The organism is Pollutimonas bauzanensis, assembly GCF_900129885.1.
Lineage (GTDB): Bacteria > Pseudomonadota > Gammaproteobacteria > Burkholderiales > Burkholderiaceae_B > Pollutimonas > Pollutimonas bauzanensis.
Window position 1 is genome coordinate 45,850 of record NZ_FQXE01000006.1, and the last position, 20,156, is coordinate 66,005.

At 63.9% G+C, this 20,156-nt stretch carries 19 protein-coding genes; 10 read left to right on the forward strand and 9 right to left on the reverse strand.

The genetic code is table 11. The features are described from left to right. Positions 1–22: 22 nt before the first annotated feature. Both BUB23_RS12455 and BUB23_RS12460 read right to left on the reverse strand, forming a co-directional pair. Entirely contained in the window at positions 23–1,216 is a 1,194-nt protein-coding gene (locus BUB23_RS12455; RefSeq protein WP_073103486.1) for an acyl-CoA dehydrogenase, read from the reverse strand. 66 nt (positions 1,217–1,282) lie between these two features. Next, on the reverse strand, positions 1,283–2,980 hold the full coding sequence (locus tag BUB23_RS12460; RefSeq protein ID WP_073103487.1) for a thiamine pyrophosphate-binding protein: 1,698 nt from the start codon (positions 2,978–2,980) through the stop codon (positions 1,283–1,285). 141 nt (positions 2,981–3,121) lie between these two features. Between BUB23_RS12460 and BUB23_RS12465 the strand changes: the two genes are divergently transcribed. Beyond that, on the forward strand, positions 3,122–4,030 hold the full coding sequence (locus BUB23_RS12465; RefSeq protein ID WP_073103489.1) for a LysR substrate-binding domain-containing protein: 909 nt from the start codon (positions 3,122–3,124) through the stop codon (positions 4,028–4,030). 143 nt (positions 4,031–4,173) lie between these two features. Next, positions 4,174–5,898: a gamma-glutamyltransferase gene (ggt, locus tag BUB23_RS12470; RefSeq protein WP_073103780.1), complete on the forward strand. Its 1,725-nt coding sequence runs from the start codon at positions 4,174–4,176 to the stop codon at positions 5,896–5,898. 1,135 nt (positions 5,899–7,033) lie between these two features. Here the strand turns inward: ggt and purU are convergent. The 5 genes from purU to BUB23_RS12495 all read right to left on the reverse strand — a co-directional run bounded on the left by purU (position 7,034) and on the right by BUB23_RS12495 (position 11,000). Next, positions 7,034–7,888: a formyltetrahydrofolate deformylase gene (gene purU / locus BUB23_RS12475; protein WP_143160971.1), complete on the reverse strand. Its 855-nt coding sequence runs from the start codon at positions 7,886–7,888 to the stop codon at positions 7,034–7,036. 3 nt (positions 7,889–7,891) lie between these two features. Beyond that, positions 7,892–9,016 (reverse strand): NAD(P)/FAD-dependent oxidoreductase, encoded by a 1,125-nt coding sequence (locus BUB23_RS12480; RefSeq protein ID WP_073103492.1) that lies wholly within the window; start codon positions 9,014–9,016, stop codon positions 7,892–7,894. Between the two features lie 41 nt (positions 9,017–9,057). Then, positions 9,058–9,582, reverse strand: a complete 525-nt coding sequence (locus BUB23_RS12485; RefSeq protein ID WP_073103494.1) for a flavin reductase family protein — start codon at positions 9,580–9,582, stop codon at positions 9,058–9,060. Between the two features lie 24 nt (positions 9,583–9,606). Continuing rightward, positions 9,607–10,239, reverse strand: a complete 633-nt coding sequence (pdxH, locus tag BUB23_RS12490) for a pyridoxamine 5'-phosphate oxidase (RefSeq protein WP_073103496.1) — start codon at positions 10,237–10,239, stop codon at positions 9,607–9,609. Positions 10,240–10,340: 101 nt separating this feature from the next. Then, complete coding sequence (locus BUB23_RS12495; RefSeq protein WP_073103781.1) at positions 10,341–11,000, reverse strand: gamma-glutamylcyclotransferase; 660 nt, start codon at positions 10,998–11,000, stop codon at positions 10,341–10,343. A gap of 120 nt (positions 11,001–11,120) precedes the next feature. On the opposite strand from BUB23_RS12495, the gene BUB23_RS12500 reads away from it, so the two are divergent. The 7 genes from BUB23_RS12500 to BUB23_RS12530 all read left to right on the forward strand — a co-directional run bounded on the left by BUB23_RS12500 (position 11,121) and on the right by BUB23_RS12530 (position 17,700). Further along, positions 11,121–11,975 carry a tRNA threonylcarbamoyladenosine dehydratase gene (locus BUB23_RS12500; protein WP_073103497.1) on the forward strand — a complete coding sequence of 285 codons (855 nt, stop codon included), beginning with the start codon at positions 11,121–11,123 and terminating at the stop codon, positions 11,973–11,975. Between the two features lie 94 nt (positions 11,976–12,069). Beyond that, positions 12,070–12,558: a hypothetical protein gene (locus BUB23_RS12505; protein WP_073103783.1), complete on the forward strand. Its 489-nt coding sequence runs from the start codon at positions 12,070–12,072 to the stop codon at positions 12,556–12,558. Positions 12,559–12,737: 179 nt separating this feature from the next. Next, positions 12,738–13,388, forward strand: coding sequence for a TetR/AcrR family transcriptional regulator (locus BUB23_RS12510; RefSeq protein WP_073103499.1), 651 nt, complete (start codon positions 12,738–12,740; stop codon positions 13,386–13,388). Further along, the gene (locus tag BUB23_RS12515) at positions 13,378–14,268 is read left to right on the forward strand and encodes a hotdog family protein (RefSeq protein WP_073103500.1); all 891 of its coding nucleotides are present in this window, start codon (positions 13,378–13,380) and stop codon (positions 14,266–14,268) included. The genes BUB23_RS12510 and BUB23_RS12515 overlap by 11 nt, the downstream gene beginning before the upstream one ends. Beyond that, positions 14,265–15,527, forward strand: a complete 1,263-nt coding sequence (locus BUB23_RS12520) for a CaiB/BaiF CoA transferase family protein (protein WP_073103502.1) — start codon at positions 14,265–14,267, stop codon at positions 15,525–15,527. Before BUB23_RS12515 ends, BUB23_RS12520 begins: the two co-directional genes overlap by 4 nt. 20 nt (positions 15,528–15,547) lie before the next feature. Continuing rightward, positions 15,548–16,528, forward strand: coding sequence for a Bug family tripartite tricarboxylate transporter substrate binding protein (locus BUB23_RS12525; protein ID WP_073103504.1), 981 nt, complete (start codon positions 15,548–15,550; stop codon positions 16,526–16,528). A 230-nt stretch (positions 16,529–16,758) separates the two neighbouring features. Beyond that, on the forward strand, positions 16,759–17,700 hold the full coding sequence (locus BUB23_RS12530) for an aldo/keto reductase (RefSeq protein WP_073103505.1): 942 nt from the start codon (positions 16,759–16,761) through the stop codon (positions 17,698–17,700). 41 nt (positions 17,701–17,741) lie between these two features. Here BUB23_RS12530 and BUB23_RS12535 read toward each other — a convergent pair whose 3' ends face one another. Together BUB23_RS12535 and BUB23_RS12540 are read right to left on the reverse strand one after the other, a co-directional pair. Further along, a complete protein-coding gene (locus BUB23_RS12535) occupies positions 17,742–18,599 on the reverse strand; it encodes a PA4780 family RIO1-like protein kinase (RefSeq protein ID WP_073103507.1) in 858 nt (285 codons plus the stop codon). 120 nt (positions 18,600–18,719) lie between these two features. After that, positions 18,720–19,367, reverse strand: coding sequence for a VOC family protein (locus BUB23_RS12540; protein WP_073103509.1), 648 nt, complete (start codon positions 19,365–19,367; stop codon positions 18,720–18,722). A 144-nt stretch (positions 19,368–19,511) separates the two neighbouring features. On the opposite strand from BUB23_RS12540, the gene BUB23_RS12545 reads away from it, so the two are divergent. Beyond that, positions 19,512–20,150 (forward strand): aminotransferase class IV, encoded by a 639-nt coding sequence (locus tag BUB23_RS12545; protein WP_073103510.1) that lies wholly within the window; start codon positions 19,512–19,514, stop codon positions 20,148–20,150. Positions 20,151–20,156 lie beyond the last annotated feature (6 nt).

The following is a 20,156-nucleotide window of genomic DNA, read 5'->3' on the forward strand; positions in this document are numbered from 1 at the left end:
AGCCCGCGGCGGCTTTTCCGTCCTAGAAAAACGCCTGCAGGCCAGTCTGGGCGCGGCCCAGGATCAAGGCATGCACATCATGCGTGCCTTCATAGGTATTGACCACTTCCAGGTTGACCAGGTGGCGGGCCACGCCGAATTCGTCCGAAATGCCGTTGCCGCCCAGCATGTCGCGCGCCAGGCGGGCGATGTCCAGCGCTTTGCCGCAGGAGTTGCGCTTCATCATCGAGGTGATTTCGACGGCGGCCGTGCCCTCGTCTTTCATGCGCCCGAGGCGCAGGCAGCCTTGCAGCGCCATGGTGATCTCGGTTTGCATATCGGCCAGCTTCTTCTGGATCAGCTGGTTGGCGGCCAGCGGACGGCCGAATTGCTTGCGGTCCATGGTGTACTGGCGGGCGGTGTGCCAGCAGGCTTCGGCCGCGCCCAATGCGCCCCAGGCGATGCCGAAGCGGGCCGAGTTCAGGCAGGTGAAGGGGCCGCGCAGGCCGCTGACGCCCGGCAGCATCTGTTCGGCGCCGATTTCGACTTCGTCCATGACGACTTCGCCGGTGATCGAGGCGCGCAGGCCCACTTTGCCATGGATGGCGGGGGCGGAAAGGCCTTTCATGCCCTTGTCGAGGATGAAGCCGCGGATCTTGCCATCGTCGCCGCCGCCGACGACCTTGGCCCATACGACGAAGACGTCGGCGATGGGCGAGTTTGTGATCCACATCTTGCTGCCGCTCAGCTTGTAGCCGTCGGCCGTCTTGACGGCGCGGGTTTCCATGCTGCCGGGATCGGAGCCGTGGTTGGGTTCGGTCAGGCCGAAGCAGCCTATCCATTCACCGCGCGCCAGCTTGGGAAGATATTTGCGTTTCTGTTCTTCACTGCCGAATTCATTGATGGGAACCATGACCAGCGAGGACTGCACGCTCATCATCGAGCGGTAGCCGGAATCGATGCGTTCGACTTCGCGCGCGATCAGGCCATAGCTGACGTAGTTCAGGCCCGCGCCGCCGTATTCCTCGGGTATGGTCGCGCCCAGCAGGCCGAGTTCGCCCATTTCGGAAAAAATGGCGGCATCGGTTTTTTCGTGGCGGAAAGCTTCCAGCACGCGGGTCGCCAGCTTGTCCTGGGCGTAGGCTTGCGCGGCATCGCGCACCATGCGCTCTTCTTCGCTAAGCTGGGCGTCCAGCAACAGGGGGTCTTGCCAATGAAAGGAGGGGGCTGCCGACATGATGGGCTCCGTGTCAAATAAGTGTGAGAGAGTGCCATGCCTGCCGGGGCGGGCATGGGCTGAACGTTATGCCTGGGCGGCCTGCGCCTGCTGGCGAATCTTTGCCAGCGTCGTCGAGGGCGAAATGGTTTCAGGGTCTATCAGGCAATGCAGGATGGCGGGCTTCCGGCTGGCCATGGCTCGCTCGAAGGCGGGAGCGAACTGCCCGGTGGTTTCGACCCGTTCGCCGTAGCCGCCGAAGGCCTGGGCGTAGGCGGCGAAATCCGGGTTCTGCAAGCTGGTGGCCGACAGGCGCGCGGGGTAGTGGCGTTCCTGGTGCATGCGTATGGTGCCGTACATGCCGTTATCGATCAGGATCACGATGATGGGCAATTGGTATTGGACGGCGGTGGCGAATTCCTGGCCATGCATCATGAAGCAGCCGTCGCCGGCAAAGCAGATCACGGTTTTCGAGGGATCGATGCGTTTGGCGCCCACCGCGGCGGGCAGGCCATAGCCCATGGACCCCGAGGTGGGGGCCAGCTGCGTGCCAAAGCGCTTGAACTGGTGAAAGCGGTGCAGCCAGGTGGCATAATTGCCTGCGCCATTGCACATGATGGCGTCGTCGGGCAGGGCCGAGCGCAAATAGGACATGACCTGGCCCATTTGCAGCGCGCCTGGGTGGCTGATTTTTTGCGGATCGGTCCAGGCGAGATAGCTGGCGCGCATGCGCTCGAGTTCGGCCGACCAGGCCGCCGGCTGGGCGGGCTGCAAGGCGGCCAGGGCCTGCGTAAACGCGGCCGGCGACACATTGATGGCCAGGTCGGCGCGGTATACGCGGTTCAGTTCGCCGGCGTCCGGGTACACGTGCACCAGGGTCTGCGCGGGAACGGGAATGTCGAACAGGGTATAACTCTGGCTGGCGATTTCCGACATGCGCCCGCCCACCAGCAGCACCAGGTCGGCGTCCTGGATGTATTGCATCAATTCGGGGTTGCTGCCCAGGCCCACGTCGCCGACGAAGCAGGGGTGTTCGACGGAACACAGCATCTGCCGGCGAAACTGCACCGCCACCGGCAGCTTGTAGCGTGTGGCGAATTCGGCGAATTGGTCGACGGCGGCCTGGTCCCAGCGCGTGCCGCCCAGGATCGCAATCGGCTTGCCGGCCTGCGCCAACTGCTGCGCCAGGGCGTCGAGCTGGGCCGTGGTGGGGCTGCTTTCCACCACACCATAGCGCGGGGCGTCGGCCACTTCGGCGTATTCCACCAGCATGTCTTCGGGCAGCGCGATGACGACAGGGCCGGGGCGGCCCGAGGTCGCGACGTGAAAGGCGCGGGAAATGATTTCGGGTATGCGCTCGACCTGGTCGATTTCGGTGACCCATTTTGCCTGAGTGCCGAATACCGCGCGATAATCCATTTCCTGGAAGGCCTCGCGCTCGCGCATGCCGCGTTCGATCTGCCCGACGAATAGAATCATGGGGGTGGAGTCTTGCGAGGCGATATGCACGCCGGCCAGCGCATTCGAGGCGCCAGGCCCGCGCGTTACCATGCAGATGCCGGGCTCGCCCGTCAGCTTGCCATGGGCGTCGGCCATCATGGCGGCGCCGCCTTCCTGGCGGCACACGGTGACCTGTATGGCGGCGCCGTGCAGGCCGTCGAGCACGGCCAGATAGCTTTCTCCCGGCACGCAAAATACATGTTTGACGCCTTGCGCGATCAACTGATCGACGAGGATATGGCCGCCCAGGCGGGGACGTAGTGCGGAATTTGAGCTTGCTTTCATAGGAGGTGAGGATAATGTGCGTTGATGGCACAATGCAATTGATAAAATTGCACAATGTCTTGCCTATTATGCAAGACATTGCGGCGGCGGGTCGCAATATCCGATTCTACGCCCGCGCAGCTATCGCTACAGGACAGGACCATGAGAAACGGGATTCCCAATTTGGGCGCATTGCAGGCTTTCGAGGCGACGGCCAGGCTGGGTTCGTTTTCGCGCGCCGCCGAAGAGCTTTCCTTGACGCATAGCGCGGTGTACCGGCAGGTGACGGGCCTGGAGCAGCGCCTGGGCGTCGAACTGCTGACGCGGGTGCGCCGCCGCGTGGCCGTGACCAGCGCAGGGGCCGAGTACGCGGCGCGCGTGCGGCACCATCTGGAGCAACTGGAAAAGGACACCCTGGGGGTGATGTCGCGCTCGGGCATGGGGCGCAGCCTGCATGTGGCGGTGCTGCCCACGCTGGCCACGACCTGGCTGGTGCCGCGCCTGCCCGATTTCCAGCGCCTGCATGGCGACATCGCGGTCAGCCTGTCGGTGCGCACCTTGCCTTTCCAGTTCAATGACCATCCCTTTGACGCGGCCATTTATCACGCCGAGCAGATCTGGCCGCAAACCGCGGGGATCAAACTGTTCGACGAAGGCGAATTGCTGCCCGTCTGCACCGCCGGCGTGCTGGCCGCGGCGGCGGACCCCGCCCATCCCATGGCCGGGCTGACGCATTTGCACATGTCGTCGCGCCCGGATGCCTGGCGCCAGTGGTATCAGGCGCAGCAAAAAGCCTATCTGCCTTCCATAAGCGCCGGGCCGCGCTACGAATTGTTCACCATGACCCTGGCCGCCGTGAAGGCGGGCATGGGCGTGGCGCTGATTCCCCGCTTTCTTGCGCAGGACGAACTGGACGCGGGGCGCCTGGTCGCTCCGGTGGAGGGGGTATTGAAAGTGCGCGCAGCCTATTTTTTCAGCTATCCGGCGGCAATCGAACAAAGCGAGGCGCTGCGGGCGTTCGAAGCCTGGCTGGCCGGCATCACGCATCCCATGCAGGAGGCGAAGACATGATAGCGAAGCGCGCCATCCCGATTCCTGCCGCCGTCGCGGGAGAGCCCGGCGGGGGCCACGCGGCCCCGGGGCGTTCGCCGTGCTCACGCCGGGCGGCGCGGGCGCGGCGGCTGGCCGCGGCCTGTGCGCTGGGCCTTGCCGTTATGCTGGCATGGCCCGGCGCCTGGGCGTTCGAGGCGGGCATGCCCGCCAGCGCGCAGGACGTCAATCCCGAAGCCGCCACTGCGCCTTCCTGGCGCCCCGGGAGTGTCGCGCATGCGCCGCGCTATATGGTCAGCAGCGCCCATCCCCTGGCCACCCAGGCGGGCGCCGACATCCTGGCGGAGGGCGGCAGCGCGGCGGACGCCCTGATTGCCAGCCAGATGGTGCTGAATCTGGTCGAGCCCCAGTCTTCCGGCATAGGCGGCGGGGCCTTCATCGTCGCCTATGACGCGGCAACGCAATCCGTGCAGGCCTATGATGGCCGCGAAACGGCGCCGGCGGCCGCGCGCAGCGACCGCTTCATGAAAGGCCGCCAGGCCATTCCTTTCTGGGAGGCGGTCAATAGCGGCCGCTCGGTGGGCACGCCCGGCTTGCTGCGGGTTCTGGCGCTTATGCACGAGCAGCACGGGCGCTTGAGCTGGGCGCGCCTTTTCGCGCCGGCGATTGCCTTGGCCGAGGCGGGGTTTCCTGTATCGGAGCGCCTGCATGCCTTGCTGGGAGACAACAAGGGCCTGCGCGACCAGCCCGCCGCGGCCGCTTATTTCTATGATGCGCAAGGCGCGCCCTGGCCAGTGGGCCACAAGCTGGTCAATGAAGCGCTGGCGCATGTGTTCCGGCAAATCGCCGAGCAGGGCCCCAAGGCGTTCTACGAGGGCGCCATCGCCCAGGACATCGTCGATGCGGTCGCCGGCCATGCGGTTCCGGGCGACCTGGCGCTGCGGGATCTGGCCGGTTATCAGCCGCTGGAGCGGACTGCGCTGTGTACGATCTACAAGATATATACTCTGTGCGGCATGCCGCCGCCCAGTTCGGGGCCGCTGGCGGTCATGCAGATGCTGGGCATCCTGTCGCACACGCCGATTGCCGGCCTGCGGCCCGATACGCTGGAGGCCGTGCATTACTTCGCCGAGGCCGGCAAGCTCGCCTACGCGGACCGGGATGTCTATGTGGCGGACCCGGATTTCATCGATGTCCCGGTGAAGGCTATGCTGGACCCGCAATACCTGGCCATGCGCGCCAGCCTGATCCGCCCCGGCCGGACGATAGGCCGCGCGCCGCCGGGCGATCCGGCCGCCATGCTGGCGCTGCGCGGCAAGGATGGCTCCCCCGAATTGCCTTCCACCACGCATGTGGCGGTGGTCGATGCCCAAGGCAATGTGGTGTCGATGACCAGCACGATAGAATCGGCATTCGGCAGCAAGATCTTTGTGGACGGGTTTCTGCTGAACAATCAACTGACCGATTTTTCGCTGTCGGACGTCGATGCCGAGGGCAAGCCGGTGGCCAACGAGCTTGAGCCTTTGAAGCGTCCGCGCAGTTCCATGGCGCCGATGCTGGTTCTCAAGGATGGCAAGCCGATCATGGCGATAGGTTCGCCGGGCGGCAGCGCGATCATCAACTATGTGGCGAAAACGCTGTTGGGGGTGCTGGACTGGGGGCTGAATATCCAGCAGGCGATCGAGCTTCCGAACCGGGGCAGCCGCAACACGTTTACCGAGCTGGAGAAGAACACGTCCCTGCATGGCCTGGCGGCTGGCTTGCGGGCCATGGGGCACGAGGTGCGCGAGGTGGATTTTCCCAGCGGCTTGCAAGGCATAATGCTGACGCCGCAAGGCCTGGAAGGCGGTTCCGACCCCAGGCGAGAGGGCGTTGCGCAGGGCGGCTGACGGCTGTGAGTGTCTTTAACACGTCGCTGTCGTGCATTGATGGTTTGTCTTTATCGTGCATTGATGGTTTGTCTTTAACACGCCGCTGTTGCTGATGCGACTGCGGTTCTTCTTAACACGCCGCTTGGCTGTTGGGGGTGTCCTTAACACGCCGTTGGCGCGGTGGAGGAAGGTAGCGGTCCGCGTTGCCTGGTCCGCCGCCCAGCGCGGCGGACCCCGCCTCGCCTCGCTCGTTCGCCCCATTCGGGGCTGCCTTCGCGGCCGGCTCGCTCGGCCCCGGACGGACCGCTACCTTCCTCCACCGCGCCAACGACTGCATCCCAGGTTTTGTATCTCTGCTGGGACGGGCTGGGTGCTTGGCATTCTTGCGTGATGGTTGCGGGTGGCGGAAGAGCTTGCGCGCTCGCCCGGCGCGGGCCGCCAGCCGGCCCGCTTGGGCATAGGGGCAGGTCCGGCCGATGGTGGTGCTGTCTAGCTCCTCCGGTCATGCTATCTAGCCTACGGTATCGTATTGCCCAGCTTATGCGCTAACGATCCGTATATTGATGGCTCGTACAAGATGATTCTATGCCTATCGAATTCGTCAATCAGAGCTCGTTGACCGATCGCGAGTCGTAGGTCGCGTTAGCTATAAAGCGACCTTTTCCCCACATTCAGGCAGCAATCCAATTAACGATCCAACGATCAAATAAATATAAGCGAGCCTCAAACCCAGTATAAGCAAGCCTCAAACGCAGTATAGGCAAGCCTCAAATCCAGCAGCCTCTCAACCCACCAGCCCGTATGCCAAAAAGGCGATCCGGCGGGGATCGACTTTTTGGCGGCCCCGCAAAATCTTCGGCCAGCCGTCGACACCACAGAAAAATGCCAAGCACCCAACCCGTCCCAGCGGCCTGCCAAACCAACGATACGCAGTGGGTCGGGTCCTGGGGGCCTTGTGGCGCGACGTCCGGGGCCGAGCCAGCCGATCGCGAAGGGAGCGCGAAGGCGCGGACGAGCAAGGCGGGGCGGTGTCCAGCGCGCAGGCGCTGGACCGGCAACGCGTCGCAGAACAAGGTCACCAGGAACCGGCACACGTCTTAAGAACAGCAACAGATCAAGAACCGGCACACGTCTTAGGCACCAAAAACGCCATCTACCGGAAAACCACCGTCCGCTGGCCGTTCAGCAAAATGCGGTGCTCCACATGCGAACGCACCGCCCGCGACAGCACCAGCGACTCCACGTCGCTGCCTACCTGCGTCAAATCGTGCGCGCTCATCGCGTGATCCACCCGCTCGATATCCTGTTCGATGATCGGGCCCTCGTCCAGATCCGCCGTCACATAATGCGCCGTCGCGCCAATGATCTTCACCCCCCGCGCGTGCGCCTGATGGTAGGGGCGCGCGCCCTTGAAGCTGGGCAGAAAGCTGTGGTGGATATTGATCGCTCTGCCCGACAGCGCCCGGCACAGATTGTTCGACAGAATCTGCATATAGCGCGCCAATACCACCAAGTCGATATTTTCGCGCTCCACCAGCTCGAGAATCTGCCGCTCCTGGGCCTCGCGGGTTTCCGGCGCAACCGGAAAATGATAGAACGGCACCCCGTATGAATCGGCCATTGCCGCGAAATCATCGTGGTTGGACACGATACCCGCGATCTCCACCGGCAACTGCCCGCTATGCTTGCGAAACAGCAGATCGTTCAGGCAATGCCCCTGGCGGCTTACCAGGATCAGCAGGCGCGCCTTGCGCTGGGCGTCATAGATCTGCGCCTGCATATCGAATTTTTCCGCCACCGAGGCGAAAGAGCGCTCCAGCTCCTGCACGTCGGCAGGCAGCGGCAGGTGAAAATGCACGCGCAGGAAAAAGCGTTCCGTTCCCAAGTCGCCGAACTGTTGGGCATCGATGATATTGCCGTGCAGCGTCAGCAGCCAGCCGGATACGCTGTGCACGATGCCGATGCGGTCGGGGCAGGAAAGGGTAAGAATGTAATCGTTCATCTTCAGGGTTCAGGCCAGGTGGGGTGTTTGCGTAAGGGCGTCGCGGACGGTTTGGGCGAGGGCCAGGCAGGCGGTGAGGCCCGGCGACTCGATGCCGAACATATTCACCAGGCCCGCGACGCCATGGGTCGATGGCCCGGCGATCACGAAGTCGGCGGCCGGCGAGCCGGCGCCCACGATCTTGGGGCGTATTCCCGTGTAGCCCGGATTCAAGGCGTTGTCGGGCAGGGCGGGCCAGTAGCGCCGCACCGCATCGTAAAAGCCCTCGGCGCGCCGGGCGTCCAGCGAATAATCCTCGCGGTCTATCCATTCGGTGTCGGGGCCGAATTTGGCTTGTCCGCCCAGGTCCAGCGTCAGGTGCACGCCGAGTCCGGCGCTGTCGGGCATGGGGTAGATAAGCCGGCTGAAAGGCGACCGCCCGGAGAGCGTGAAATAGCTGCCTTTGCAGAAATAGGCCTGGGGAATCGCGTCCCGCGGCTGGCCTTGCAGCCGGCGCGCCACCGTCGGCGCCGACAAGCCCGTGGCATTGACCACGCAATTGGCGGTCAGTTCCATGGCTTCATCGCCTTCGAACTGCAGCAGGAATTCGCCGGAATCCAGTATCCGGCCCTGGCTGAATCGGGTATGGAACACGCATTGGGCGCCATGGTTTTCCGCAACGCCTTGCAGCGACAGCATCAAGGCATGGCTGTCGATGATGCCGGTCGATGGCGACACCAATGCCGCATCGCAGCTCAGCGCCGGTTCCAGTTCGCGGGCCTGGGCGCCGCTGATTTCATAGAGGTCGTCGACGCCATTGCGCCTTGCCTGCAGGGCGATCTGCCCCAGTTGCGCGCTTTGTTCGGGGGTGGCCGCCACAATCAGCTTGCCCAGGCGGCTATGGGGTATGCCGTGTTCGGCGCAATACGCGTAGAGCATATGCTTGCCTGCGACGCAGAGCCGCGCTTTCAGGCTGTTTGGCGGATAGTAGATGCCTGCGTGTATCACTTCCGAATTGCGCGAACTGGTGCCCGTGCCGATGGCCTCGGCGGCCTCCACCACCAATACTTCGCGCCCCGCCAGGGCCAGTTCGCGCGCCACGGCCAGGCCGACGACGCCGGCTCCCAGGACGACGCAGTCGATATCTACAGCCATAATGTGTCCTGCATAATGTGTGTGTTGCCCCCGCCGATGGCCTAGTCGTTGGACAGCGGCTCGGTGGAGGGCGTCAGGTCAAAGTCGCCGGCATGATACACCAGCGGCTGGTTGAAATTGCGCTGGCAGCGTTCCACCTGCCCTATGAAAATCAGATGGTCGCCCGCCTCGTGCTGCGTCAGGTTGCAGCATTCGAACCAGGCTGCGCATTCGGGGTCGTCCAGCATCAGCGTGCCGCCGGGCGCGCGTTGCAGCGCCAGGCCCGCAAAACGGGCCGCCTGCGGGCCATGGGCGAATCGTTTGGCCAGGTGCAGCTGTGTCGCGGCCAGGACATGAATCACATAGCGCTCCGCCTGCAGGAAATGGCGCAGGGAGGACGCCGTGTTCGACAGGCTCCAAAGCACCATGGGCGGCTGCAGCGACACCGAATTGAAAGAGCTGATCGTCAGGCCGACAGGACGCCGGTCATCGCAAGTTTCGGCCGTAATGATGGTAACGCCGGTCGCGAACCGGCCTAGCGCGGAGCGGAAGAAATCAGCATCGAAATCGGGTGGCGTTGCCGTCATGGCGATCTTGCTTGGCGCCGGCGCTCAAGGCGCCAGGCGCGTGCGCGACCATGCTCCGCCGGCATCGCGCTGGAACGCCAGGCGGTCGTGCAGGCGCGAAGGCCGGCCCTGCCAGAACTCCACATAGTCGGGCTGCAGCCGGTAGCCGCCCCAGTGCTCGGGGCGCGCGGGATTGGCGCCCAGCGACTCGGTCAGGGCGAGCGTGCGCGCTTCGAGCTCGGCGCGGGTAATGGGCTGGCTTTGGGGCGAAACCCATGCGCCTATGCGCGAGTCCAGCGGCCGGCTGTGGAAATATTCGTCGGACTCCGCCGCCGAGACCTTTTCTATGCTTCCTTCCAGCCTCACCTGGCGTTCCAGCGCCGGCCAGAAGAACAGCAGGCTGGCGTAAGGATTGGCGGCCAGTTCATGGCCCTTGCGCGAGCCGTAGTTGGTGAAGAACACGAAACCGCGCTCGTCGAACCCTTTCAGCAGCACGATGCGCGCCGAGGGGCGGCCCGCGGCTGTCGTCGTGGCCAGCGTCATGGCGTTGACCTCGGGCAGCTGCGCCTGCAAGGCCTCGTTGAACCACAAGGTGAACTGCTCCAGCGGAGTAGCGGCCAGCGACGCTTCCAGCAGCTCGAACTTCTCATATTTCTGGCGGATATCGGCAACGGACATGGATGATGGCAGGAAAAGGGTGAGGGGTTAGTAGTTTACCGGAGTATGCGGCCCGATACCCGGAAGCGGCCGTTTTGCCGGCCGCGCGCCGTCCGTCCGGATCAAAGGCCGTCGGCCAGCGAATCGCGCAGGTCGCGGACCAGGGCCTGCAGGCGCTTGTCCTGGATATTGGACTGCTTGAGCGCCCGCGCGGTTTCAAGCACGTATTCGATGCAGGGGCCGTAGCTGCCGTGGGCGTTGCGCACGATGCTGATCAGCCTTTCGGTGGGCAGGCCGCGCACGTAGGCGTCGGTGTTGCGGTTCATGGTGAAGGCCAGCGCGCTGACCACGCCGTGTTCCGTCCGGCAGTTGAGCCATCTGGGAATATAGGCGCCGCTGGGCATTTCGCGGCGCCACAGCGCTTCCATGGTGGAGGGCACGTCGCCGGCGGGAATCCGGTAAGCCATGCCGCGGCAGGAGCCGCCGATATCCAGCCCGAACACCAGCCCGGGCTGGTCCGGCGTGCCGCGATTGACCCGCGACCACAGGCACAGCGCGCGATGGTAGCCGTGCAGCAGCGCCGTCCTTTGCTCGGCGAAATCGAATTCGGGCCGCCAGATGAGCGAGCCGTAGCCGTAGACCCAGACATCCTCGTCGGCCGTCCAGCCGGCCAGCGCATCCAGCATCGACGCATGGCGCTCGGCTTCTGTCAGCAGGCGAAAGCTCTTGGGCGCCGCGGCGGGATGCGGCTCGGGTGCAAAGATCGGGTTCACGTGATTCAGGCCAAAACGATTCAAGTAGGCAATATTGCCATTTTAAATCACTTGCGGGGGCGCAGGCTTTATCATGGGCATGGACGTGATACCGTTGCACCACTCTTTCTTCCAGCTTTTTATCCCGATATGCCCGATACCTGCCAATTTGACTCCGAACGCCGTTTTGCCGGCCTTGAGCGTTTATACGGCCCCGAAGGCCAGCAGCGCTTGCGCGGCGCGCATATCGTCGTGGCGGGCATAGGCGGGGTGGGCTCCTGGTGCGCCGAGGCTCTGGCCCGCTGCGGCGTCGGCGCGCTCAGCCTGATAGATCTCGACCATATCGCCGAATCCAACGTCAACCGCCAGTTGCATGCCTTGACCGAAACCCTGGGCCAGTCCAAAGTCGTGGCCATGGGGCAACGCGTGCATGGCATCAACCCAGCCTGCCGCGTCCGGATGCTCGACGACTTCATCGGCCCGGATAATGTATCCGAATTGCTTGCGGCGGACGCCAGCCTGGTCATCGATTGCACGGATCAGGCGCAGGCCAAGATCGCCATGATCCTCGAGGCCCGCCTGCGCAAGATTCCCATGGTGGTGTGCGGCGGCGCCGGCGGCAAGACCAATCCGCTCAGCCTGCGCGCCGGCGACTTGTCGCTGGCCGTCAACGATGCCTTGTTGGCCAAGCTGCGCAACACCTTGCGGCGGCAGCACCGTTACCCCAAGGCGTCCGACCATGCCGGCAAGCCGCGCAAACGCGTGCCCAGGATGGGTGTGCGGGCGCTGTGGTTCGATCAGCCGGCATTGCTGCCCGCGCAGTGGCTGGAACCCGCGGCCGCTGCGCGGGCGCCGGGGCTGGCGAGCGCTGGCGGGGAGGCGCCCGGCGCGCTGCAAGGCTTGTCCTGCGCGGGTTATGGCTCGGTGGTGACCGTTACCGCCGCCATGGGCATGGCGGCGGCGAACGAAGCGGTGCAATGGCTGCTGAACGGGCGCTACGCCTAGAACGAAAACCGGCAAGCCGTGGCTTGCCGCAATACCCACGAACGACTTCATTGGAGCGAACATAGTGAGCGATACCCCTCTTTCCGGGCCCGAAATGCTGGACGCCGAGCCTGGCCATGATGCCAAGACGCAAGAGCCGCGGCTTTGGTGCGACGATGGCTGGACCGCGCGCGTCATCAAGAACCAGGATGACGACGGCTGGGCGGTGGAAATGATACTGGACGGGGAGGACGAGCCCGCCCTGGTCGGCCCATGGACCATGGGCCGCGACAAGAAAAACCCCAAGCCGCTGGATTCCGCCGCCTTCTATACGCTGGTCAAGACGGCGACCGAAGTCTTGCGCCGGCACGAACAGCAACTGCATGCCATGCTGCACAAAAGCCTCAAGGTCCGCACGGCGTCCGGCCGCTTGACGATCAAGCTGGACATCGTTCCCGATGACGATAACCCCTATGCCCTGTTGAGCGCCTGCGACGAGGGCGGCGAGCAGCTTGCGCAGGTCGAGGTGGCGACCAGCTTCAAGCTCAACCCCGACAGCGCCACGGCATGGATAGCCAACGACTTCAGCAAGCCGGGCCGCTAGGCGGGCTCCCGCCCTCGGCGAAGAAAAGCATGCTTGGCGCCGGCTAGGGCGCCGATAAACCGCCGCCGCGAGTTTTCGGGATTACCCTAGTTCTTTATTTTGTAGACTGGTCTATTATAAACAGGAGGCGGCGGTATTTCTGGCCCAGCCCAGGGCAAATGCACAGATTAGAGAAATCCATGATGGTCGAAGAAACTAGAAAAGCGAGCAGCCGCGCCGGACGGCCTTCCTCGAAAGCGTCGACGCGCGAACGGCTGATACAGGTCGGCACCGAAGTGCTTTCCGAGAGAGGATTCAGCAGCACGGGCATCGATGAAATCCTGCTGCGCGCCAGGGCGCCCAAAGGCGTCTTTTATTACTACTTTGCAAGCAAGCAGGAATTCGGCCTGGCGGTCATCGCCAATTACGAGCAAGTGTGGGATCAGCGCCTCGAGCGCATTTTTTCGAATCCCCAGGCCAGCCCTTTGCAGCGGCTCAGGAATTACATCGAAGAAGGCATGCACGGCATGGAAAAGTACAGCTTCAAGCGCGGCTGCCTCATCGGCAATCTTGGCCAGGAGCTCGGCAGCCTGAACGATGCTTTCAGGCAGCGCATCGAACTTGTCTTCATCAACTGGGCCTTGTGCATCAAAACCTGCCTCGACGAGGCCATCGCCATGGGTGAAGTGCGCGACGACCTGGATACCACGGAAATCGCACGGTATTTCTGGACCGGCTGGGAAGGCGCCATCCTGCAGTGCAAGCTGGCGCGCAGCGTCAGGCCGCTCGAGGACTTCAGCCGTATTTTGTTCAAATATATCTTGGGTAAAGGAAACGCGAATGTTCAGTGAGCATAAACCCACCACGCACAATGTGGTGGCGAAGGTCGTGGCGCGGCCGGAGTTTGTCGGGACGCTTCATGATGACGATATGGCGCGCTCCCTGGGGTACCCGGCGGCGTTGGTGCCGGGTATCGATATCTATGCGTATCTGGCGCGCCTCGCCCTGCAAACCTGGGGCTCCGACTGGCTGTTCAAAGGCGTTCTGTCGTCGACGTCCTTGCGCCCGGTCTATCACGGCGATGATCTGGTCGTCTATGCGGGCCCCATCGAGCACAAGGACGGCGAAAAATCCGTCGAAATGGCCGTGCATAATGCCAATGGCGCAATGGTTGCAAGCGCCCGCGCCGCCCTATCCGACAGCGTGGACGAAGCGCCGGATCCGGCTGGCTATCCGATTCTGCCGCGGCCCGCGGACATTCCGCCCGGCGATCCGCAAGCGCTACGCACCGGCATGCGCTTCAGTTCGAGCGCCGAGACGGTATCGGCCAGCGCGAACGCCCGCCAGGTCAAGGAATTCCTGGAGCCCTCGTCGTTCTACGAGCAAGAGGGCATCGTGCATCCGGCATATTTGCAACGGCTGGCGCTGAAAAACGCGCATGCCAGCTTCGCCCATGCGACACCGCCCATTTTCATTTCCACGGAAGGCCGGCATTTCGGCCCGGCCAGAACTGGCGAGAAACTCGATACCCCCGGTGCCATCACGCGCTTGTGGGAGCGCAAGGGACATCACTACATGGAGTCGGAACAATTGGTGCTGGCCAATGGCAAGCGCCCGGTCATGCTGATCAGGCGGGTCACCATTTATCAGGCGCGCCAGGAAGTTTCCGCTCCCGCGCCCGCTGCAGGGGGCGCCGTGGCGGGTTCTGGCAATCCGGAGGGGCGGCCATGAGCGCCGCGCCATCGAGGGGCATTACCTCTGGCGCCCTTGCCGGACTCAAGGTTCTCGACCTGACGCTGATGCTCTCGGGGCCATACTGCACCATGCTTCTGGCGGACCAGGGCGCCGACGTGGTCAAGGTCGAGCCTCTGGGCGGTGAATTCGCGCGCACCAGTGGCCCATTTATGGACGAAGACACGAGCAAGCTCATGGGCGGCTCCTTTGTCAGCATCAACCGCAACAAGCAGAGTATCGTCATCGATCTCAAAACGGCGCAGGGAAAGGAAATCCTGAAGCGGCTGGTGCGCGAGTTCGATGTCCTCGTGGAGAATTTCAGGGCCGGGGTGATGGATCGCCTGGGCCTCGGCTACGAGGCGCTCAAGGCCGAAAATCCGAAACTGGTATACGCATGCGTGCGGGGATTTGGCGACCCGAGAACGGGGGAGAGCCCTTACGCCGACTGGCCCGCATATGATGTCGTCACTCAGGCAATGGGCGGCATCATGGGCATAAATGGTCCGGGTCCGGGGCAGCCCATGAAAGTGGGGCCGGGAGTCGGCGATATCGTGCCGGGAATGCTGCTGGCATTCGCCATTGTGTCCGCCGTTCGCCACGCCGAAAGAACGCAGGAGGGCCAGTTTGTCGATGTGGCAATGTACGACGCCGCGCTTGCCTTGTGCGAACGTGTCGTTTACCAGCACTCTTTTACGGGAGAGGTGCCACAACCCCAGGGCAATTCACATCCCATCTATGTGCCTTTCGGCGTGTTTCCGGCGCAGGACGGCTGGGTCAGCATTGCCTGTCCCGTCGATGATTTCTGGCGGCAGCTCTGCGCCATCATGGGCCACCCCGAACTGGCCGGCGATCCGCGCTTTGCCACGCTTGCCGCGCGCCAATCCAGGCGCGCAGAGGTGGACGCGATGGTGTCGTCGTGGACCAGCGCCAAATCCATGTCGGAGCTCAAGGCGTCCCTGGGCGGGATCGTTCCCTTTGGAACGGTCAATAATATCCAGGACATCTTTGCCGATCCGCACGTCGCCGCGCGCGGAATGCTTATTGAGCTTGAGCAAACGGGGCTTGAACGCCGCGCCGTCATCGCCAATACACCGATCAAAATGACCCGGACGCAAGGAGGCGTGCGTAATGCCGCGCCATTGCTGGGCGAGCATACCGAACAGGTTCTTCTGGGCCATGGCTACACGGCCGAGGAACTGGCGTCATTGCGCGCCGCGCACGTAATAAATCCCGCATTCAAGCCGACCCCCATCTAATACAATAATCAGGAGACAAAATGAAAATCACAAAACTTTTGACGGCGGCGTTTCTGCCCTTGTTCTTCATTGCACCGTCAAGCGCTCAGGACGGCGGCTACCCGACCCGGCCCATTCGTTTGATCGTCGGCTTTTCCGCTGGCGGCGCGACCGATGTTTCGGCGCGGCTGTTCGCCAAGAAGATGGGCGATGTGCTGGGCCAGCCCGTCATTGTCGAAACCAAGCTGGGCGCGGCGGGGACCATTTCCGCCGATTACGTCGCCAGAAGCCCTGCGGACGGCTATACGCTGCTCTATACCACCAGCTCCATTCATGCCATCAGCCCGCATCTTTACACTGACCTGAAGTGGGATCCCGTCAAGGACTTTGCACCCATTGCCCTGGCGGCGAAGTATCCCCAGGTTCTCCTGGTGAACAATGACCTGCCCGTCAAGACGCTTTCCGAGCTGGTCGCGCTGATGAAGAAGAATCCCAACAAGTATTCCTACGCCTCGGCGGGCGTCGGGGGAACCCAGCATATGGCGGGCGCGATACTTGCGGCGCGCGCCCACGTCGATGCCGTCCACGTGCCATACAAGGGAATGTCCGCCGCCTATCCTGACTTGATCGCCGGGCGCGTGCAGATCATGTTTGACAATTCTCCATCCGCCATTCCTTTCGTCAATGACCGGCGAGTCCGGGCTCTGGCCGTTTCCTCCGCCGAGCGCGTTTCGAATCTGCCTGATGTTCCTACGATCAAAGAGTCTGGTTTTCCGGATTTCGATATCAACGGATGGAGCGGATTCGTGGCGCCGGCCGGTACCCCGCAGGCCATCATCGATAAGCTGAACATGGCGGTGATCAAATCGTCGCAGTCGCCCGAGGTCCAGCAGTGGCTGACGGAGAACGGAAGCCCAACGAATCTGTCCGGCACGCCCGCGGAATTCGCAACATTCTTGAAGGACGAGCTGGCTTTCTGGAAGGGCGCCGTCGAGCTTTCGGGCGCCAAGCAGCAACAATAAAATCGCCATCCAGGGCGGGCAGCCTGTCCGCGGGCATCGCCCTGTGCCGGCCAGACTTATCCACACTCTCTGTGAATAAGCCTGAGCATAACTTCTGCATAGCTGGCGCAGGGGCAGGAAAACCGCCACCCTCTGGTTGATTGAGCGTCAACTGGCCATTTGGCCGGTATCCGCGTTGACCGCCCGGGATCCTCGCAGTAGTATGGCCTGCAACCTACAGGAGATTCGCCATGCTGAAGCGCCCGCTTGGACAATCCGGAATCGAGATCGCGCCGCTGGTCTTCGGCGGCAATGTATTCGGCTGGACGGTGGATCAGGCCAGCTCGTTCACGCTGCTGGACCGGTTCGTGGAACAGGGCTTGAACGCCATCGACACCGCCGACGTCTATTCGGCGTGGGCGCCGGGCAATGCCGGCGGCGAATCCGAGACGATAATCGGCGACTGGCTGAAGCGGCGCGGGCGCCGCGACGACGTGGTGCTGATCAGCAAGGTCGGCATGTGGGAAGGGCGCAAGGGGCTGTCCGCGCGCAATATCGAAGCGGCCATCGAGGACTCCCTGCGCCGCATGCGGACCGACTATCTGGACGTCTACTTCGCCCATGTCGATGACGAGGACGTGCCCCTGGAGGAAACACTGGGGGCGTTTTCCCGCCTGGTCGCCGCGGGCAAGGCGCGCGCGATAGGCGCGTCGAACTATGCGCCCGCCCGGGTCGAGGCGGCGCTGTCAGCCTCCGCGCAGCGCCAGCTGGCGCGCTACGAGGTGCTGGAACCCTTGTATAACCTGTATGACCGCGATGAGTTCGAGTCCGGCCTCGCCGGGCTGGCCGCGGAAAAGAAGCTGGGCGTGATCTGCTACTTCAGCCTGGCCAGCGGCTTCCTGACCGGCAAGTATCGTTCGGAAGCGGATCTGGCCGGCAGCAAGCGGGCCGGCATGCTGAAAAAGTATTTCGACGCCCGCGGTCAGCGCATTCTGGCGGCGCTCAATGACATGGCGCGGGAATTGGCCGCGACGCCGGCGCAGATCGCGCTCGCCTGGCTTATCGCCCGCCCCGGCGTCACCGCGCCGATCGCCAGCGCGACCAGCGTGGCCCAGCTCGACGACATCCTGGGCGCGGTCCGCCTGCCGCTATCCGACGCGGCCATGCGCAAGCTCGACGAGGCCAGCGCCTAGGGGCTGTGGCGCGGGCCTCCCGCCATCACCAGGGGTACGGTTCAGTTGGCGCCGCGCAGTCCCTGTTCAAAGCGCAGCCGCGCCTCCTCCTCGAAGCGGGCGTCTTCGAGGTCGTCCATCAGCGCGGCCAGGTCCACCGGGCGGGAGTCGACTTCCACGCTGCCGGTCAGGACGGAATCCACCGCCAGCTCGCCGGCTTCGAAGAGCGCCCAGATTTCCTTGCCATAGCTTGTGCCGAGCAGTTGCGGCGCGAATTGCGCGAAGAATGTCGCGAGGTTTTCGACATCGCGCTCCAGCATGGCGGCGGCTTCGTTGTTGCCGGCGGCGTCGACGGCCTGCGGCAGGTCGATGATGACCGGGCCGTCGGCGGCCAGCAGGATGTTGTATTCGGAAAGGTCGCCATGAATCACGCCGGCGCACAGCATGCGCACGACCTGGTTGATCAGCAGCGCGTGCAGTTCCATGGCGCGCGCTTCGTTCATGTCGACATCGTTGAGGCGCGGCGCGACATTGCCCATGTCGTCGACCACCAGTTCCATCAGCAATACGCCGTCGGTGCAGATATACGGCTGCGGCACGCGCACCTCCGCATTGGCCAGGCGGAACAGCGCGTCGACTTCGGCGTTCTGCCATAGCTCTTCCTGCATCTGGCGCCCGTAGCGTGTGCCTTTCTCCATGGCGCGCGCCTGGCGGCTGTTCTGGACCTTGCGGCCATCGCGGTAAGAGGCGGCTTGCCGGAAACTGCGCTGTTTGGCGTCCTTGTAGACCTTGGCGCAGCGGATGGAGGCGCCGCTGCGCACCACATACACCGTCGCTTCCTTGCCGCTCATCAATTGGCTGATGACTTCGTCGATCAGCCCTTCCTCGACGAGGGGGATCAGCCGTTTAGGTGTTTTCATGCGGCCGCCCGCGGCGGACTGCCGGGCTTGGCGCCGTTGGTGGGTAGGGTAGCCGGTCTCGCCCGCGGTGACGCGGCATAGGGAAAAATTTGGATCATGGCTGATTATACGGGCCAGCGCCTATATGCCGCCCAACCTGCGCGGCCCGGCCGGCGTCTGGATATGCGCAATCAGGTAGGGCTGCCGGCCCTGCTCCAGGGGAAACGCCGCGAAACGCCCTTCGAAACCTATGCTGTCCAGCATGCCGGACAGCATGGCGGCTTGCGGATGGAAGGCCTCCAGGCGGATCAGGGAGCAGCCCGCGTCCTGCATGCCGCTGGCCGGATGCGCCTGGGTGCGCCATTGGATCAGGGCCGGCGCGGCGCCCTGGAGCGCCAGGGCGCCGTCTTCCGGAATGGTGATCAGCCAATCCAGGCCTGCGCGCGTCATGGCTTGGACCGCGCCAGGCGCGAGCGGCGATGCCGCTTGCGCCGCCCCATATATGTCATTGCTGCGGACCACCCACGTGGCCAATTGCGGGCGGCTGTTCCAATGCGCGTCGTCGAGCTGGAACCAGCGCGGCCGGGGCGGCGCCGGCGCCTGGGGATCGGCGGCAATGACTTCGAGATAAAGATCGTCGCCCAGCCTCAACAGGCAGTTGTGAGTGCCCATGCCCGGATGTTCGCCGCCCGCTTGCGGTTCGACGCCAAGGGCCTGGCGCAGATAGTCCCTGCCCTGCGTCAATGACGGGGCGGTGACGACGATGTGGTCGATGCGTGATTGGAGCATGGCGGGTTTCTCCTTATGTAGCGGGGATTTTAGCTTGCATGGTCGCGCTGGCTCGTCACGCCTTGCTCTTGCAGCGGCGGCCGCCTTGTACAATCCGGCTGCATACGCATCGGTAAAACACACCATAGGGATCTTGCATCTGCCATGCCTGCCTCGGACGTTCAACTCATAGAAACCCTGCGCGTCGAGCCGGGACGCGACGCGCCCCTGCTGTCCGGCCACTGGCGGCGGCTGCGGGATTCATGCGCGGCGCTGGGCTACGACTGGCCCGGCGCGGCGCTGGTCCAGGCCGTGCAGCAGCATATAGGCCAGCTGGATCCGGGCGGCAGCCACCGCCTGCGCCTCTTGTTGGGCAAGAACGGGCAATATTCCCTGGAATCCAGCCCGCTGCCCGCCACGCCGCAGCCTGTGCGCCTGCGGCTGGCCCGCGCCGCGCTGCAAGCCGACCCTTGCTGGCTGCGCCACAAAACCACGCGGCGCCCCTGGTATGCGCCTGCCCAGGACTGGCTGGCCCGGCACCCGGAATACTTCGACGTGGTGTATTGCAATGGCGAGGACGAGGTCTGCGAAGGCAGCCGCAGCAATATATACATCCTGGATGCCGGCAATGTGTGGCTGACCCCGCCGCTGGATTGCGGATTGCTGCCGGGAGTGCAGCGCCAGGCGCTGCTGGACGGCGGCCTGGTCCGGGAATCCCGCATCACCCGGCGCCAGCTTGTCGACGCCCGCGCCATTCGCGTGTCCAATGCGCTGCGCGGCTGGCTGGACGCGACGCTGGGCTAGGCGCTA